Source organism: Micromonospora sp. NPDC005171 (assembly GCF_040608575.1).
Taxonomy (GTDB): domain Bacteria; phylum Actinomycetota; class Actinomycetes; order Mycobacteriales; family Micromonosporaceae; genus Micromonospora.
This window is the reverse complement of record NZ_JBEXIM010000009.1, coordinates 1-16,215: the sequence shown is the minus strand read 5'-3', so window position 1 is coordinate 16,215 and position 16,215 is coordinate 1. Positions and strand designations below refer to the sequence as shown.

Genomic DNA, 16,215 nt, shown 5'->3' with positions numbered 1-16,215 from the left:
TGCGCCTTTCATCCGGTCGTGACTGCCACAATCTGCTGGTGGTCGAGGGGGCGGGGGTGCGGGGGGTCCAGCGGAGCGCGCCGGGCTCCCGGGCGACCCGCCTCGAACTCTTCTACGACCTGATCTTCGTCTTCGCCTTTCTGAACGTCACCACCGTCACCGCCGGCAATCCGACCGTTGCCGGGCTGATCCGGTGCCTTGTGGTGCTGGCGCTGCTCTGGTGGTGCTGGACGGGGTTCGCCGTGCTGGGCAACCTGGTCCGTACCGACCAGGGCATCGTCCCGCTGGTCGGCTTCGCCACCATGGCTGCCGCCTTCGTGCTGGCGCTGAGCCTGCCGAAGGCGTTCGTCGACCGCCCCGGCGGCCTGCCCGGCCCGGTGGTCTTCGCGGCCGGCTACTTCCTGGTCCGGATCAGCGAGACGTCGATCTTCATCTGGGCCGGTCGCCGGAACCGGGACGTGCGCCGACGCTGGCGACTGTTCGCCCTGCCGCCGCTGCTGGCCGCGTCGCTCATCATCGTCGCCGCCCTGCTGCCGCAGCGACTCTTCGACGGGAGCGCCGAGGGGGTTGCCCGGTTGGTGCTCTGGCTCGCGGCCCTGGCCGTGGAGTACGGGGCCGGGCTCAGGCTGCCCGGCACAGGGTGGACGGTGCTCTCCGCCGGGCACTGGGCGGAGCGGCACGGCCAGATCGTCCTGATCGCCCTCGGCGAGGCCATCATCGCGCTCGGGCTCGCTCCCGGTGGCAGCGCGGCTCTGCCGCTGACCTGGCCGGCGCTCGTCGCCGCAGTGCTCGGTGTCGCGGTGGCCGCGGCGCTGTGGTGGGCGTACTTCGACACCCTGGCGCTCGGCATGGAGCAGACCCTGCACCGGACCCGCGACCCCGCCGCTCGCGCCGCCCTGGCCCGCGACGCCTACACCTACCTGCACCTGCCGGTCATCGCCGGCGTCATCCTGTTCGCGCTCGGACTCAAGGGGCTGATCCACGAGGAAGCCGACATCAGCACGCCGAGCTGGGGGGTTCCGCTGCCGGGCTTCGACCTGCTGGCGCTCTACGGGGGGGTGGCGCTCTATCTGCTCGCGCTCATCGTGCTCGGCCGGAAAATGCTCGCCGCCCCCCGCTGGCCCACGATCGGCGGGATCCTGCTGCTGCTCGTGCTGGTGCCGGTGGCCGGTTCGCTGCCCGAGCTGTCCGCGCTGACCATGCTGGCCGTGGCCACCTGGCTGGCGGTGGGGGCGCAGACGATCGTCGACGCCCAGCGCCGGCGCGGGGTCCGGGAGGTGGCGCTGGCGGAGCAGCTCGCCGTGGAGGAGGACCAGACGAGGTGGCGGGGTCACCACCTGTGAGGGCCCCGTGCCGACTCCTTCGCCGGCACGGGACCCTCGGTCGGCTCAGAGCTCGGCGAGGGTGCCGGCGTACATCTTGTCGATCTCGGCGGCGAAGTTGCTCTCCACACCACGCCGCTTGATCTTCAACGACGGGGTGATCTCGCCGTCCTCGATCGTCAGGTCGCGCGGCAGGATGGCCACCTTCTTGATCGTCTCCCAGCGGTTGAGCTTGGCGTTGAGCTGGGCGACGTACTCCTCGACCATCGTCTGGGCCTCAGCCGACGCAACGATCTCGGTGTAGCTGCGCCCTTCGAGGGGGCCGCCGGCGACCCAGCCCCGGATCGCGTCCGGGTCCAGGGTGACGAGCATCGTGCAGAAGTTGCGGGCCTGGCCGACGACGACCGCCTGCGAGGTGTACGGGCAGATGGCCTTGAACATGCCCTCGATGTGCGACGGCGCGATGTACTTGCCGCCCGAGGTCTTGACCAGGTCCTTCTTGCGGTCGGTAATGCGCAGGTAGCCCTGCTCGTCGAGGGTGCCGATGTCACCGGTACGGAAGAAGCCGTCCTCGGTGAACGAGGCGGCGGTCTCCTCCGGCAGGTTGTGGTAGCCGCGCATCACCGGCCGACCCCGCACTAGGATCTCCCCGTCGGTGTCGATCTTGCACTCCAGGTCGCCCATCGCCCGGCCGACGGTGCCGATCCGCAGCCCGGCCGGGGGGTTGACGAAGTTGCCGGCGCTGGTCTCGGTCAGGCCGTAGCCCTCGGAGATCGGCAGGTTCGCGGCGGCGAAGAAGGTGGCGATCTCCGGGCTGAGCGGCGCCGCGCCGGACACCAGCACCCGCATCCGGCCGCCCAGGCGGGCCTGCAGCTTGCTGAACACCAGCTTCTCGGCCAGCCCGTAGCGCAGCTTCAGCCCGGCCGGCACCGGCTTGCCGGCCTGCTCCAGGGTGATCTTCTCCTTGCCGACGCCGACGGCCCAGCCGAAGATCTTCGCCTTCGCGCCGCCGGCGCCCTGCGCGGTGGTCACGGCCTTGTTGTAGACCTTCTCGAACACGCGGGGGGCGCCGCACATCAGCGTCGGACGGATGACCGAGAGAAGGTCGACCAGCTTGTCCACCCGCCCGTCCACGTAGGTGGGCAGGCCGACGTGGATGGCGCCGCAGAGCAGGGTCTTGCCGAACGAGTGGGCCAGCGGCAGCCACAGGTACTGCAGGTCGTCGTCGCGCAGCAGCCCGACCTCCGCCTGCGCCACGGCCTCCCAGCACCAGCCGCCGTGCAGCAGCTCGACGCCCTTGGGTTGGCCGGTGGTGCCGGAGGTGTAGATCAAAGTGGCCAGGTGGTCCGGGCCGATGCCGGCCACCAGCATGTCGATCAGCTCCGGCTCGGCGGCCAGCGCCTGGGCGCCGCGCTCCTCCAGGTCGGCGAGCGTCAACTGCGCGACCGCGGCGGTCGGGTCGACCGCGCCGTCGAGGAGCACCACGTGGGTGAGCGCGGGCAGGGTCGCCCCGGCGATCTTCGCCGCCTGGGCCGGGTTCTCCGCGAACAGCACCTTCGACCCGGAGTCGGCGATGATGTACGTCGCGTCCGCCGGCTCGGTGGTCGGGTAGACGGTGGTGGTCGCGCCGCCGGCGCACATGATGCCGAGGTCGGCGATCACCCACTCCAGCCGGGTGTTGGCGAGGATCGCGACCGGGTCCTCCTGGCCGACACCCAGGCCGTGCAGGCCGGCGGCGACCGCCTTGGCGCGCTGGCCGACCTGCGACCAGGTCAGCCACACAGGCCCCGAGTCGTCAGAGTTCGGGGACGCGAACGCGTTCCGGTCGGGGGTGGCCGCCACGCGCTTGAGGAACATGTCCGGGATGGAGCGGTACGGTACATCGAGAGCCATCGCTGTAGCCGCCTTCGGGGGTGGTGGCGTGACGGTCGTCACGTCATGATGGTTACCGAAGAGTATTGCCTGTTGCCGTGCATCGGCTAGCCCTGGTGATCGTCCGGCCGTCCCATCCCACCGACCGGTACGGTCGATCAGGCGTACCGGGCAGCCACCACTGACCAGTCGTAGGTGGCCCGGACCCAGTTGCGCCGAGCGGCCAACGCGTCGCGCATCGCGTCGTCGCCGGCGGCGCGGAGCGCCTCCTCCGCGTCCAGGTACGTCGCCAACCCCTGGTTGAACCGGTGCGCCGCACTCCGGAGCGCGGTCGCCTCGTCCGCGTTGCTGTCCTGGGCGAGGACCACGACCAGGTTGTGCGCGTCCGGATCGGCCTGGCTCTCCTTGCCATAGGAGAAGAGGTCGTTGCACCAGCAGACCAGGTCCACCGCCAGCAGGTCCAGGGCGACCAGCCCGGGGTCGGCGCGCTGGGCTGGCCCGGAGGGCCGCGTCGACGCCAGGTCGGTCAGGGTGAGGCAGGGGTGCACGCCGCCGATGTGCCGGCGCAGTTGCACGTACTCCGCCACCTCCGGCACGCGCCGACGTTCCCGGTTGCCCGCCTCCCAGAGCAGCGCCAACAGGTACTCCCGCATCTGGCTGACGAACCGCAGCAGCAGTCCGGCGTGATCGTGCAGTCGGGTCCGGCGGCAGAGGTCGTGCAACGCGTCACCCAGTGGCCCGACGGCGGGCGGTGCGACGTCCGGGTCACCGCAACGATCCAGCACGTCGAGCAGGGTGCTGATCGCCGGGCCCAGCCGGACCGGGTCGGCGCCGAGGCCGTCCTCGTCGCAGGCGTCGTCCATCACGAAGAGCCAGCTGATCAGGTCGGTGAGCAGCCGCAGCCCCTCCACCGAGCCGTCCGGGCAGGCGCGGCCGGCCAGTCCGGCGGCGTCGGCCCGTTCCAGCCGGTGCGCACGCTGGCTGGTATCGACCAGCCCGAACGCGCGCGCCCACTCGACGCTCTCAATCGCCACCTGGTCGGTGGCTCCGTGGCGCCCCGTGGGGAACGGGGGTTCCCGCAGCGCCGAAATCGCGAAGTCCCGCACAGTGCGCCCCCACTTCGTGCCGCCCGGCGCGGAGCGGCGCGGTGAAGCGTACGGGAGGAGGCATCAGCGTGTTTCGCTGGGTGTGGGAAATTCCACAACCATTAAGTGACCGTTTATGTACAACCAGTCACATGCCTAGGTTGGCGCCGCGCAGCCGCTGAGCCGCCTCCGCCGAACCATTCAGTTGGACCCGGGCCACCCGCTGTCGGCCGGAGAAGAACAGCACCAGCTCGGCCGGGGCGCCGACCAGGCGCAGCGGCTCACCGCCGCGACCGACGGAAACCTCACCGTGGCCGGGCGCCTGCACGTAGAGGGCCGCCGGAAAGCGGCGCAGTGCCAGCCGGGCCATCGGGGCGGCCCGTTTCCAGAGCGCGCTTTGCAGGCCGACGGGCAGATCGCGCGGCTGCCACCCCGAGCCGGCCCGCCGGACGTCCTCGTGGTGGATGAAGAACTCCATCGTGTTGGCCAGCTCGTCGGTCACCGGGTTGCTGACCGGGCTCCACAGCGGCGGTCGCCGCACCTGCGCCACCAGTTCGGGGTAGGGCCGTGCGGCGAGTCGCTGACGGACCCGCTCGGCGTAGCCGCGCAGTGGCGGCAGCACGATCCCGCCCGCCGCGTCCGGACGGCGCTCCCGCAGCACCAGATGCGCGGCGAGGTCACGGGTCGCCCAGCCCTCGTTGATCGTCGGGGCGGCCGGCCCGAGGGCCAGCAGAAGATCGGCGAGCGCCTCGCGCTCGGCTCGGGCGTACCGCGGCATGGCCCGATCGTAGGCCCGGTGGCCCGCCGGCGCGCGCCAGCGGACGCCGGTCGGCGCCAGCGGCACATCGTCCGCCCGGTACGTGACGGTCGACATATCCGGTCAGGGTCGGCGGTGCTGGCCCTTACCGGTAAGGATGAGGGAGATAATTACGGCTTACGGCGGGGGAGAGCGTGGCGAGCAAGACAAGTCGGGACGTTCTCAGTCGAGGGCTGGGGGTTCTGCGACAGGCGATCCGTGAGCAGCCGCGGATCTTCTCGGTGGCGGTCGTCGGCAGCGTGCTCTTCGGCGGGATGATCATTGTCAGCGCCCGGGTCGTCGGGTCGGTCATCGGTGAGGTGGCGCTTCCGGCCATCGAACGCGGCGAGGTGGGCGCCGGCACCCTGGCGCTGGCCGCGACCGCGTTGTTCGGGATCAGCGTGCTGCGGGTCGCGGGCATCTTCGGCCGCCGGCTCGGCGCCGGTTACATGCAGTACCGCCTCCAGGCCTCCTACCGCCGCAGGGTCACCCGTCGGTACCTGGAGCTGCCGCTGTCCTGGCACCACCGCAACTCCACCGGCACCCTGCTGTCCAACGCCAACTCCGACGTGGAGGCGGCCTGGTACCCGATCGCGCCACTGCCGTTCGCCGTCGGCACATTGGTGATGCTGGTCGGCGCGATCGTGTCGCTCTTCGCCACCGACTGGGCGCTCGCCCTGGTCGGCCTCGCGGTCTTCCCCGCGCTGTTCGCGCTCAACGTCGTCTACTCCCGCCGGATGGCCCCCCGGCAGGCCCGGGCGCAACGCCTGCGCGCCGAGGTCAGCGGGATCGCCCACGAGAGCTTCGACGGCGCCCTGGTGGTCAAGACGATGGGCCGCGAGGCCCAGGAGACCGCCCGGTTCGCGGGCCGCGCCGGTGAGTTGCGCGACTCGCTGATCGCGGTCGGCCGGCTGCGCGGCATCTTCGACCCGCTGCTGGAGACGCTGCCCAGCCTCGGCACCCTCGCCGTGCTGGTGGTCGGGGCGTTCCGGTTGCGTCAGGGCGCGATCAGTGTGACCGAGCTGGTCAGCGTGGCCTTCCTCTTCACAGTGCTGGCCTTTCCGGTGCGGGCCATCGGTTGGGTGCTGGCCGAGCTGCCGCGCAGCGTCGCCGGCTGGGACCGGGTGCGGCGGGTGCTCGACGCCACGGGCGAGATGCCGTACGGGCAGCGGGTGCTCGATCGGACCGGCGCCGGCCCGGCCACCCTCACCTTCAACGACGTGCACTACTCCTACCCGCCGGCCGAAGCCCACCCGCCCGGCGCGCAGGTCCTCGGCGAGGTCGGCTTCACGGTGCCGTCCGGTCGGACGGTGGCCCTGGTGGGGCCCACCGGCGCCGGCAAGTCCACCATCGCGTCGCTGGCGGTGCGCCTCGTCGACCCGGACTCCGGCACCGTGTGCCTGGACGGCGTGGACGTGCGCGAGCTGACCTCCGAGTCGCTGGCCGGCACGGTGGCCCTGGTCGCCCAGGTGCCCTTCATCTTCGACGACACGGTCCGCGCCAACATCGCCCTCGACCGGCCGGGTGTCGACGACGAGGTGGTCTGGGCGGCGCTGCGGCTGGCCGAGGCGGACGGTTTCGTCGCCGCGCTTCCCGATGGTCTGGACACCATGGTCGGCGAGCGGGGCACCTCGCTCTCCGGCGGTCAGCGCCAGCGGCTCACCCTGGCCCGCGCGCTGGCCGGTCGACCGCGTCTGCTGGTGCTCGACGACGCGACAAGCGCGGTGGATCCTCGAGTGGAGGCGGCCATTCTGGCGGGGCTGCGGTCGTCGACCGCGGCGGCGGGGGTTCCGGCCGCGTCGATCCTGGTGGTGGCGTACCGCCGGGCCACCATCGCGCTCGCCGACGAGGTCATCTACGTGGAGCAGGGCCGGGTGATCGCCCGGGGCACCCACAGCGAGTTGTTGGCCACCGTGCCCGGTTATGTCGACCTGGTCACCGCCTACGAGCAGGCGGAGGTCGAGCGCGCGCAGGAAAGTTCGTACGGCGACGACGTGGCACCGCTGCCGTCGGGCCTGGAAATCGAGGTGGACCGGTGAGCGCGAGGAGTGCAGCGGAGCGGAGCCCCGCAGTCGCGAACGAAAGGCGTGCCCGGTGAGCGCGACCACGGAGACGAGTGACACGCAGGAGGCCCGGGAGGAGACGACCTGGCAGACCCTGCGTCGGGGCCTGGCGCTCTCGCCGGAGCTACGGATCGGTCTGGCCGGCACGTTGGCCCTGGCGTTGGTCTACATGGTCGGTCGGGTCGCCGTGCCTGTTGCGGTGCAGCAGGGCATCGACCGGGGCCTCGTCGGCGGTTTGAATCTGAACGTGGTCTGGTCGGTGGTGGCGATCACCGCGGCGATCCTGACGGTCACCACGATCTGCGGCTACCTGATGATGCGCCGGCTGTTCACTGTCAGCGAGACGGCGCTGGCCAACGTCCGGACCCGGGCGTTCCGACACGTGCACGATCTGTCGATGTTGCACCAGCAGTCGGAGCGGCGGGGTTCGCTGGTGTCGCGGGTGACCAGCGACGTCGACCAGATCACCCAGTTCCTCCAGTGGGGCGGGGTGATCCTGCTGGTCAACCTCGGTCAGCTGGTGGTCACCACCGCCGTCATGCTGGCGTACTCCTGGCAGTTGACCATTGTGGTGTTGGCCGCGTTCCTGCCGGCGGTGTTCGTCATCCGGCAGTTGCAACGCCGCCTCGGCAGCGCGTACGCGACGGTGCGCCAACGCACCGGGACGCTGCTCGGCGCGATCGGTGAGAGCGTGGTGGGCGCGCCGGTGATCCGGGCGTACGGCATCGCCGGGCGCACCGAGCGGCGGCTGGACGAGGCGATCGACAAGCAGCGGCTGGCGCAGCAGCGGGCGATCCGGATCAGCATCGTGGGCAGCTCGGTCGGGGAGTTGGCGGCGGGTTTGGCGCTGGCCGGCGTGGTGGTGCTCGGGGTGCTGTTGGGGGTGGACGGCACGCTGTCGATCGGCCAGCTGACCGCGTTCCTGTTCCTGGTGACGCTCTTCATCCAGCCGGTGCAGATCGCCACCGAGGTGCTCAATGAGGCGCAGAACGCGATCGCGGGCTGGCGTCGGGTGCTCGATGTGCTGGACGTCGCCCCGGACGTGGCCGACCCGGGGGAGCAGGGGCGGGAACTGCCGGGTGGGCCGCTGGACATCCGGTTCGCCGGGGTGCGGTTCGCCTATCCGGGGGGCCCTCCGGTGCTGCACGACATCGACCTGGAGATTCCGGCGAAGAGCCGGGTGGCGGTGGTCGGTGAGACCGGTAGCGGCAAGACCACCTTCGCCAAGTTGCTGACCCGGCTGATGGACCCGTCGGAGGGTGCTGTGCTGTTGTCCGGGGTGCCGCTGACGGACGTCCGGTTCGGCTCGCTGCGCTCCCGCGTGGTGATGGTGCCGCAGGACGGGTTCCTCTTCGACGCCACGGTGGGGGACAACGTCCGGTTCGCCCGGCCGGAGCTGACCGACGAGCAGCTGAGCACCGCCTTCACCGAGCTGGGCCTGTCGGACTGGCTGGAGGGTTTGCCGGCGGGCCTGGACACCCCGGTCGGGGAGCGTGGCGAGGCGCTCAGCGTCGGGGAGCGTCAGCTCGTCGCGTTGGCCCGCGCGTACGTGGCCGATCCGGACCTGCTGGTGCTCGACGAGGCGACCAGCGCGGTGGACCCGGCGACGGAGGTGCGGTTGCAACGCACACTGGACGCGGTGACCCGGGGCCGGACCACCCTCGCGATCGCGCATCGGCTCTCCACGGCGCAGGCCGCCGACGAGGTGATCGTGGTGGATCGGGGTCGGGTGGTGCAGCGCGGCCCGCACGACGAGCTGGTCAGCGACGCCGACTCGGTGTACGGCCTGCTCTACGCCTCCTGGTTGGAGCAGACCCGGTGAGGTGCGGCGGTGTGGTGGACGCCGACGGGTGGGTGCTCTAGGCTCCGGGTTAGGTAAGCCTAACCTCTGAAGGAGGTCGCGCCCATGCGGCCCAACTCCGCCGAGATCGTCCGTACCCTCGTCGCCGGCCGCCTGCCCGGCCTCGTGCACCTGGCCCACCGGCCGGGCCCGCACCACGCCCGGCACGTCACCGACTCGGACGGGCGGGTGCTGCTGCTGGTGCCGGTGGCCAGCCACCTGGCCGCCGCCCTGCAACCGGCCGCCGGGGGCAGCGACGTCGCGGTGGTCCTCGACGTCCTCGACCTGCCGCCCGCCGCCGGCGCGCCCGGCCTGGGTCGCGCCTGGGTGTCCGGCTGGGCGGCCGAGCTGCGCGGCGACGAGGCCCGCCAGGGCGCTGTCGACTTCGCCGCGGTGGAGCCGACCGGCGACCTGCTCGACCTGGGCACCCGGTTCCGGCTGTTCCGCTTCGAGGTGGTCGAGGTCCGCTGGGAGCGGGCCGGCGTCGTGCACCGGATCGACCCGGTGGAGTACGCCGAGGCCGAGCCGGACCCGGTACACCCGGTCGAGGCCCGCCTGCTCGCCGACCTCGCCGAGTGCCACGGCGTCGAGGTGACCGAGTACCTGCGCCGGCAGCTCGGGTTGACCGAGCTGGCCCCGGACGGGCCGCCCCGGGTGGTGCGCATCGACCGCTACGGGCTGGTGGTGGCCCTCGGCCAACCTGGTGCCCGGCGCCGGGTCCGGCTGGCCTTCCCGGGCCCCCTGACGGACCCGGCCGAGCTGCCCCGGCTGCTGCCACCGCTACGCCCCACCGCCGAAGCCCACCCACCCCGCTGAGCCCCGCGCCGATCCTGCAGCTGCGGTTGTCGACATGCGGGGATGTGTCCCTCATGTCGGTGCGGTAAGTGCAAGATCGCGGGAGGGGGGTGGGACGGGTGACTCTGGGTCAGGTGGGGAGTGGGCCGGTTAGGTAACGCTGGATTGTGGGGCCGATAGCGGCTACCAGGGTTTCCGGGTCCGCCGAGGCGACCGGCTCAAGGCGCACCACGTGCCGCATCATGGCCAGGCCGATCATCTGGGTGGCCACCAGGGAGCCGCGCAGCGGCAGCTCGGCTGGATCGACGTCGAGGTTTTCCAGCACCCGGCGCAGCACCTGGGTGGTGACGAACTCACGCAGCAGTCGAGCTGTCCACTCGTTGCTCACCGCGGAGCGCAGCAGTGCCTGCGCGGCGCTGCCGGTCGGGGAGTCCCAAATGCCGAGGAAGATGCGCACCATCCGCTCACCGGCGCCGTCCCGGTCACCGGCGAGCACCCTCGGCACCAGCTGACCAGGGTCGACCGGAAAGTTCATAGCGGCCAGGAAGAGCTGGTCCTTGCTGCCGAAGTAGTGGTGCACAAGCGCCGGGTCGACCTGTGCCGTGCCGGCGATGGCCCGGATCGACGCTGCGTCGAAGCCACGTTCGGCGAACGCCGTCCGCGCCGCGTCGAGAATCGCCTCCCGGGTGCCCGGGTTGCCGGGTCGCCGGCCGGTTCGCCGCGTCATCGCCGCCCTTCGTTCGTCCGCCTGGCCCGTCGCGGACCGGCCCGCACCGGGGTCGGCTGCCGCGCTGGCCGCCGCCCCCGGCCCGGGCGGTCAGCCGCTGCGTCGGCGCAGGGTGGCCGCCGCGAGCACCAGCGCCAGCACCACCGCGCCGAACACCACAGCGACGTCCCGCCACATCCGGCCGGTCGGTTCGGCGTGGGCGCCGACCTCCTGCAACGCCTCGATGGCGTACGACAGGGGAAAGGCGTCACTGAGCGCCTGGAGCCAGCCGGCCATCTGGTCGCGGGCCACGAACAGCCCGCAGAGCAGCAGTTGGGGGATCACCACGACTGGCAGGAACTGTACTGCCTGGAACTCGGTGCGCGCGAAGGCACTGCACAGCAGCCCGAGGGCGACGCCGAGCACGGCGTCGAGCACGGCGATCCCGAGCACCAGCCCGATGCTGCCGGCGGTTTCCAGATCGAAGATCCAGTACGCCACGGCGGCGGCCACTGCGGCCTGCACGGCGGCGGCCAGCCCGAACGCGATGCCGTACCCGAAGAGCAGATCGAGCTTGCCCAGCGGAGTGGTGAGCAGTCGTTCCAGCGTGCCCGAGGTGCGTTCCCGCAGCATGGCGATGCTGGTCACCAGAAACATGATCACAAAGGGGAAGATGCCGAGCATCACCAGCGCGACCCGGTCGAAGGTCGTCGGTTGGCCGGGCGGGGTCGGCTGGTCGGCGTACATGAAATAGACCAGGGTGAGCAGGACGGTCGGCACCACCACGAGCAGCGCGATGGTCCGCCGGTCGTGCCGGAGCTGACGCAGGATGCGGCCGGTGGTGGCGGCGAGAATTCGCGGGTTCATGCTGTCTCCCGTGCGGCTGTCGCGTCGGTGCTGGTGGAGGCGGCCTCGCCGGCCCGGATGAGCCGCAGGAACGCCTCGTCGAGGTCGTCCACCCCGGCGGCGGCGCGGATCGCGGCCGGGCTGTCGTCGGCGATCAACCGCCCCTGGCGGATCAGCAGCAGTTGGTCGCAGCGCGCCGCCTCGTCCATCACGTGGCTGGAGACCAGCAGGGTGGTGCCGGCGGCGGCCATCGAATGGAACCGGGCCCACAGGTCGGCCCGCAGCACCGGGTCCTGACCGACGGTCGGCTCGTCGAGGATGACCAGCTCCGGCTCCCCGACCAGGGCACACGCCAGCGAGGCTCGGCTGCGTTGACCGCCGGAGAGGGTGCCGACCAGCTGACCGGCGGCCTCTGCCAGCCCGACATCGCTGATCGCCCGGTCGGCCTCGGCGCGCCCCCGCCCGTACAGGGCCGCGAAGTAGCGGGCGTTCTCTCGGACGGTCAGGTCGGCGTAGACGCTCGGCGCCTGGGTCAGGTAGCCCACCCGGTGCCGCAGCGCCGGGGTGCCGGCCGGTTGGCCGAGCACGGTGACCGTCCCGCCACTGACCAGCTGCACCCCGACCACCGCGCGCATGAACGTGGTCTTGCCGCTGCCGCTGGGGCCGAGCAGCCCGGTGACCGCGCCGCGCGGGACCCGGCAGCTGATGCCGTCCAGAACCCGCCGCCCACCCCTGTCGACGACCAGGTCTTGGACGGCTATCGCATCGTCCATCACGCACCTCCACGGAAACTCATCACCTGTTGAACTCAACGCTAGATGAAATATTGGGTGACGCGCAATGCCCGCACCGGTGTCCGACTGTCGACCGTTGCGCGGAGCGCGAGAACGGGCAGTAGGCTCCGGACCGGACACGAAGTCCGCCAACGGGCATTGCGCGCTGATCGGACCTGCGGCACGATGGCGCGGTGGGTCACGCTCCGTTACCGGATAGCGGTTTTTTCGAGGATTGGGCCGCGCGGTTGCGGCAGGCCGCCGAGCGGCCGGTCGTCGGCATCCTGTTGCGCGGCAGCCACGCCCGCCGCGCCGCCACCGCGCACAGCGACGTCGACCTCGACGTGTTGGTGGGTGGCGCCCCGTACGCGGCCCGCCGGGCCTACCTGGCCGAGTCCGCAGGCCAGGTCACGCACGTCTCGGTGGCCGCCCGCGACGTCCGGTCCTGGGTGCACCGCCTCGGCGAACCAGCCGACTGGGCGTTCGGGCTGCCGGTGACCGCGCCGGCGCGGCTGCTCTGGGCCGACCCGCACTGGCGGCCCCGGATCGACCTGCCGGTGCTCTGTCAGCCCGCCGAGCCACCCCGCTTGGAAGAGCTGATCGCCACGCTGGGTAAGGCCGCCGCCGCCCGCGCCGCCAGCGACCGCCTCGGGGTCCGGCTCGCCGTCGCCGACCTGGCGCGGCTCTGCCCCTCGGTGCTGCGCCCGGCCAACCCGTCCGTGCGGGTCCACTCCCGCCGGGCGGCCTTCGCGGCGGCCCTGGACCTGCCGGTGTCCCCACCCGGCTACCGGACGGACATGCTGCTCTGCCTCGGCCTGCGTCCGGGCGCCACCGGGCAGCTCTGGGCCGCCGCCGTACGGCTGGTCGCCGGCACCCTGCCGTTGATCCGGCCGTACGCCGAGGAGATCGCCGACACGGCCGGCGCGGACCTTGCCGCCGCCCTGGTCGATGGCCGGCTGGACCGCTACGTCGCCCAGCTGGCCCGGCCGGCCGGCCCCCCGCCGCAACCTCGGCCCTCGTCGCAGCCCTGGCTCTCGTCGCAGCCCCGGCCTTCGTCGCAGCAGCCCCGGCCCTCGGCGCCGCCCCGGCTCCCGGGGCCTCCGCCGCAGCCCTGCCGGGAGCGGTCGGCGGTGCCCGCGCCGCGTGCGGGAGAATTGGTGACTGTGCCCGTACCTGACCCGCCGGTGATCGGCGTCCCCAGCGATCCGAACGAGCTGGCCGCGCCCGCGCCGACGCGCCCGTCCCGGCTCGACCCGGCCATCGCGGCCCAGCTGCGCCGCACCGCCGACGGTCTGGTCGCCGCCGTGGTGCGCGCACACGACTCCGGTGAGGTGCTGATGGTCGCCTGGATGGACGACGAGGCGTTGCACCGCACCCTCACCACCGGCCGGGCCACCTACTGGTCGCGCAGCCGACGCGAATACTGGGTCAAGGGCGCCACCTCGGGGCACCACCAGTACGTGCGGTCGGTCGCCCTGGACTGCGACGGGGACGCCCTGCTGGTGAGCGTGGACCAGGTCGGCGCGGCCTGCCACACCGGCCACCGGACCTGCTTCTTCACCGAGCTTCCCGTCACCGGGACGGAGGCGCCGTGAGCGCGAGGAGTGCGCGGCGAAGCCCGGCAGTCGCTACCGAAAGGCGGGTCGGCTGATGACCGACGGCACGCTCAGCCCCGACCTGGGCACCTTCACCGAGCTGGCCGCCGAGTGGCGGGTGGTGCCGGTCACCCGGCGGCTGCTGGCCGACGCGGAGACCCCCGTCGGCGTCTACCGGAAGCTGGCCGGTGGGCCGGGCACGTTCCTGTTGGAGTCCGCCGAGCAGGGCGTCGGCTCGGCCGGCATGGCCTGGTCGCGCTACTCGTTCATCGGCGTACGCAGCAGCGCCACCCTGATCGAACGCGACGGCGTGGCGACCTGGCTCGGTCAGCCGCCGGCCGGGCTGAGCACCGAGGGTGACCCGGTGCGGATGCTGCGGGAGACGGTGGCGGCGCTGGCCGGCCCGGTCGGGGACCCGTCCGACGGTCTTCCGCCGCTGACCGGGGGCATGGTTGGCTACCTCGGCTACGACCTGATCCGGCGTTTCGAGCGGTTGCCCGAGCTGACCGAGGACGATCTGGGCGTCCCGGAGCTGGGCATGATGCTCGCCACCGACCTGGTGGTGCTGGACCACTACGACGGCTCGGCGATCCTGGTCGCCAACGCGGTGCTGCCGCCATTCGACGCCCCGGACCGCGCCCCGCAGGTCGCCGCCGCCTACCACCACGCGGTGGGCCGGTTGGACGCGATGACCACGGCGCTGTCCCGGCCCATCCCGCCGATGATCTCCACCGTCGAGCGTCCGCCGGCCGGGGAGGTGCTCTGCCGTACGCCCGACGGCGGCTACCCGAAGGCGGTGGAGGCTGCCAAGGAGGCGATCCGGGCCGGTGAATGCTTCCAGATCGTGTTGTCCCAGCGTTTCGAGCGGACCACCCACGCCGACCCGCTGGACGTCTACCGGGTGCTGCGCACCAGCAACCCCAGCCCGTACATGTACCTGCTGCGCTTCGACGGGTTCGACATCGTCGGTTCCTCCCCGGAGGCGCACCTGAAGGTCACCGGGTCCGCTGACGGGCGGCGCCGGGCCTTGCTGCACCCGATCGCCGGTACCCGGCCGCGGGGCGGCACCCCCGCCGCCGACGCCGCGCTCGCCGCCGAGCTGCTCGCCGACCCGAAGGAACGGGCCGAGCACGTGATGCTTGTCGACCTCGGCCGCAACGACCTGGGTCGGGTCTGTCAGCCCGGCAGTGTGGAGGTGCCCGAGTTCGCCACCATCGAGCGGTACAGCCACGTCATGCACATCGTCTCCACCGTCACCGGCACGCTGCGTGACGACCAGAGCGCGTTCGACGCGTTGGCTGCGACCTTCCCGGCCGGCACGCTCTCCGGGGCGCCCAAGGTGCGCGCCATGGAGATCATCGAGGAGTTGGAGCCGGTCCGTCGTGGCCTCTACGGCGGCACCGTCGGCTACTTCGGCTTCGGCGGCGACCTGGACATGGCGATCGCCATCCGGACCGCGCTCATCCGGGACGGCCGCGCCTACGTGCAGGCCGGGGCGGGGGTGGTCGCCGACTCGGACCCGGCCGCCGAGGACCAGGAGACGCGGAACAAGGCCGCGGCGGTGCTGGCCGCGATCGCGGCCGCCGAAACCCTCCGGCCGGCTCGGTGAGCGCGAGGAGTGCAGCGCAGCGGAGCCCCGCAGTTCGCGAACGAAGGGCCGGGTCGGTGAGCGCGAGGAGTGCAGCGCAGCGGAGCCCCGCAGTTCGCGAACGAAGGGCCGGGTTGGTGAGCGCGAGGAGTGCAGCGCAGCGGAGCCCCGCAGTCGCGAACGAAGGGATGAACTCGTGAGCGGCGGGGAGCGGTCCGTCGTGGGCCGGCGCGCGTTGACGTACGCCGTGCTGCTCTGCCTGGCCGGCGCGGGCCTGGCGTTGTGGGCCGCGACGCGCAGTTGGTCGGTCGAGCTGACGGTACGTCCGGCGCCGTTGCCGCCGGTGCGCGACACCCGCAGCGGTGCGAGCCTGCTGCCCTGGCTGCCGGCGTTGGCCCTGGTGACCTTGGCCGGGGGTGGCGCGGTGCTGGCCACCCGGGGCCGTCTGCGGCGGGTGCTCGGCGTGCTGCTCGGCGTGCTCGGTCTGGCCGTGGCGGCCGGCGGCGGGTATGGGCTGGTAGCCGACGTGGGCGGCGCGGTGAGCCGGCAGTGGCCGGCGCTCTGCCTGCTCGGCGGCCTGCTGGCCGCCGTGGGCGGCTGGTGGACGGCGTTGCGTGGCGGTGCCTGGCCGGCGATGGGCGCGCGGTACGAACGTCCGGCACGGACCGCTCCAGGAGCCGCGTCGGCGCAGAGCGACCCGGGTGGGCCGCCGACGCCGCTGGCGGGGCGGCGGACCACCGAGGCGTGGGACGCGCTGGACCGGGGCGAGGATCCCACGGCCGACTGACGCGGTGGCCGCGGTGGCGGCTGTGGCGGCTGTAGCCGCGACGGCCGCCTGACGCGACGGCCGCCTGACGCGACGGCCGCCTGACGCGACGGCCGCCTGACGCGACGGCCGCCTGACGCGACGGCCGCCTGACGCGACGGCCGCCTG

Annotated in this window: 13 protein-coding genes and 1 pseudogene; 8 read left to right on the top strand and 6 right to left on the bottom strand. The window is 72.5% G+C overall.

Going from position 1 to position 16,215, the window contains the following annotated elements; genetic code table 11:
- The first annotated feature begins 38 nt into the window (after nucleotides 1-38).
- Entirely contained in the window at nucleotides 39-1,343 is a 1,305-nt protein-coding gene (locus ABZU74_RS14450; protein ID WP_355422974.1) for a low temperature requirement protein A, read from the top strand.
- A 45-nt stretch (nucleotides 1,344-1,388) separates the two neighbouring features.
- Here the strand turns inward: ABZU74_RS14450 and ABZU74_RS14445 are convergent, their stop codons facing one another.
- The 3 genes from ABZU74_RS14445 to ABZU74_RS14435 form a co-directional block, all read right to left on the bottom strand.
- Nucleotides 1,389-3,215: a long-chain fatty acid--CoA ligase gene (locus ABZU74_RS14445; RefSeq protein ID WP_355422971.1), complete on the bottom strand. Its 1,827-nt coding sequence runs from the start codon at nucleotides 3,213-3,215 to the stop codon at nucleotides 1,389-1,391.
- A gap of 137 nt (nucleotides 3,216-3,352) precedes the next feature.
- Nucleotides 3,353-4,228 (bottom strand): terpene synthase, encoded by an 876-nt coding sequence (locus ABZU74_RS14440; RefSeq protein WP_355422969.1) that lies wholly within the window; start codon nucleotides 4,226-4,228, stop codon nucleotides 3,353-3,355.
- Between the two features lie 199 nt (nucleotides 4,229-4,427).
- Nucleotides 4,428-5,057: a TIGR03085 family metal-binding protein gene (locus ABZU74_RS14435; protein WP_355422966.1), complete on the bottom strand. Its 630-nt coding sequence runs from the start codon at nucleotides 5,055-5,057 to the stop codon at nucleotides 4,428-4,430.
- A 173-nt stretch (nucleotides 5,058-5,230) separates the two neighbouring features.
- On the opposite strand from ABZU74_RS14435, the gene ABZU74_RS14430 reads away from it, so the two are divergent.
- The 3 genes from ABZU74_RS14430 to ABZU74_RS14420 all read left to right on the top strand — a co-directional run bounded on the left by ABZU74_RS14430 (nucleotide 5,231) and on the right by ABZU74_RS14420 (nucleotide 9,794).
- Nucleotides 5,231-7,114 carry an ABC transporter ATP-binding protein gene (locus tag ABZU74_RS14430; protein ID WP_355422963.1) on the top strand — a complete coding sequence of 628 codons (1,884 nt, stop codon included), beginning with the start codon at nucleotides 5,231-5,233 and terminating at the stop codon, nucleotides 7,112-7,114.
- 55 nt (nucleotides 7,115-7,169) lie between these two features.
- Nucleotides 7,170-8,960 carry an ABC transporter ATP-binding protein gene (locus ABZU74_RS14425; RefSeq protein WP_355422960.1) on the top strand — a complete coding sequence of 597 codons (1,791 nt, stop codon included), beginning with the start codon at nucleotides 7,170-7,172 and terminating at the stop codon, nucleotides 8,958-8,960.
- Nucleotides 8,961-9,044: 84 nt separating this feature from the next.
- A complete protein-coding gene (locus ABZU74_RS14420) occupies nucleotides 9,045-9,794 on the top strand; it encodes a DUF2470 domain-containing protein (protein WP_355422957.1) in 750 nt (249 codons plus the stop codon).
- Between the two features lie 109 nt (nucleotides 9,795-9,903).
- Here ABZU74_RS14420 and ABZU74_RS14415 read toward each other — a convergent pair whose 3' ends face one another.
- The 3 genes from ABZU74_RS14415 to ABZU74_RS14405 all read right to left on the bottom strand — a co-directional run bounded on the left by ABZU74_RS14415 (nucleotide 9,904) and on the right by ABZU74_RS14405 (nucleotide 12,098).
- Entirely contained in the window at nucleotides 9,904-10,500 is a 597-nt protein-coding gene (locus tag ABZU74_RS14415) for a TetR family transcriptional regulator (RefSeq protein ID WP_355422954.1), read from the bottom strand.
- A gap of 90 nt (nucleotides 10,501-10,590) precedes the next feature.
- Complete coding sequence (locus ABZU74_RS14410; RefSeq protein WP_355422951.1) at nucleotides 10,591-11,346, bottom strand: ABC transporter permease; 756 nt, start codon at nucleotides 11,344-11,346, stop codon at nucleotides 10,591-10,593.
- Complete coding sequence (locus ABZU74_RS14405; RefSeq protein ID WP_355422948.1) at nucleotides 11,343-12,098, bottom strand: ABC transporter ATP-binding protein; 756 nt, start codon at nucleotides 12,096-12,098, stop codon at nucleotides 11,343-11,345. Before ABZU74_RS14405 ends, ABZU74_RS14410 begins: the two co-directional genes overlap by 4 nt.
- A gap of 194 nt (nucleotides 12,099-12,292) precedes the next feature.
- Here ABZU74_RS14405 and ABZU74_RS14400 point away from each other — a divergent pair.
- From ABZU74_RS14400 to ABZU74_RS14385, 4 genes and pseudogenes are all read left to right on the top strand, one after another.
- Nucleotides 12,293-12,979 (top strand): annotated as a pseudogene (locus tag ABZU74_RS14400) (phosphoribosyl-AMP cyclohydrolase); the annotation flags it as partial.
- Between the two features lie 282 nt (nucleotides 12,980-13,261).
- Nucleotides 13,262-13,693 carry a phosphoribosyl-AMP cyclohydrolase gene (hisI, locus tag ABZU74_RS14395; RefSeq protein ID WP_355423344.1) on the top strand — a complete coding sequence of 144 codons (432 nt, stop codon included), beginning with the start codon at nucleotides 13,262-13,264 and terminating at the stop codon, nucleotides 13,691-13,693.
- A 55-nt stretch (nucleotides 13,694-13,748) separates the two neighbouring features.
- Nucleotides 13,749-15,302, top strand: a complete 1,554-nt coding sequence (locus tag ABZU74_RS14390) for an anthranilate synthase component I (protein WP_355422945.1) — start codon at nucleotides 13,749-13,751, stop codon at nucleotides 15,300-15,302.
- A 175-nt stretch (nucleotides 15,303-15,477) separates the two neighbouring features.
- Complete coding sequence (locus ABZU74_RS14385; protein ID WP_355422942.1) at nucleotides 15,478-16,068, top strand: Trp biosynthesis-associated membrane protein; 591 nt, start codon at nucleotides 15,478-15,480, stop codon at nucleotides 16,066-16,068.
- Nucleotides 16,069-16,215: the final 147 nt, after the last annotated feature.

Bases quoted from the DNA above. Each gene is read 5' to 3' on its own strand.
- ABZU74_RS14445 (WP_355422971.1), bottom strand. From the start codon at position 3,215: ATGGCTCTCGATGTACCGTACCGCTCCATCCCGGACATGTTCCTCAAG.
- ABZU74_RS14435 (WP_355422966.1), bottom strand. From the start codon at position 5,057: ATGCCGCGGTACGCCCGAGCCGAGCGCGAGGCGCTCGCCGATCTTCTG.
- ABZU74_RS14420 (WP_355422957.1), top strand. From the start codon at position 9,045: ATGCGGCCCAACTCCGCCGAGATCGTCCGTACCCTCGTCGCCGGCCGC.
- ABZU74_RS14415 (WP_355422954.1), bottom strand. From the start codon at position 10,500: ATGACGCGGCGAACCGGCCGGCGACCCGGCAACCCGGGCACCCGGGAG.
- ABZU74_RS14410 (WP_355422951.1), bottom strand. From the start codon at position 11,346: ATGAACCCGCGAATTCTCGCCGCCACCACCGGCCGCATCCTGCGTCAG.
- ABZU74_RS14405 (WP_355422948.1), bottom strand. From the start codon at position 12,098: ATGGACGATGCGATAGCCGTCCAAGACCTGGTCGTCGACAGGGGTGGG.
- ABZU74_RS14390 (WP_355422945.1), top strand. From the start codon at position 13,749: ATGACCGACGGCACGCTCAGCCCCGACCTGGGCACCTTCACCGAGCTG.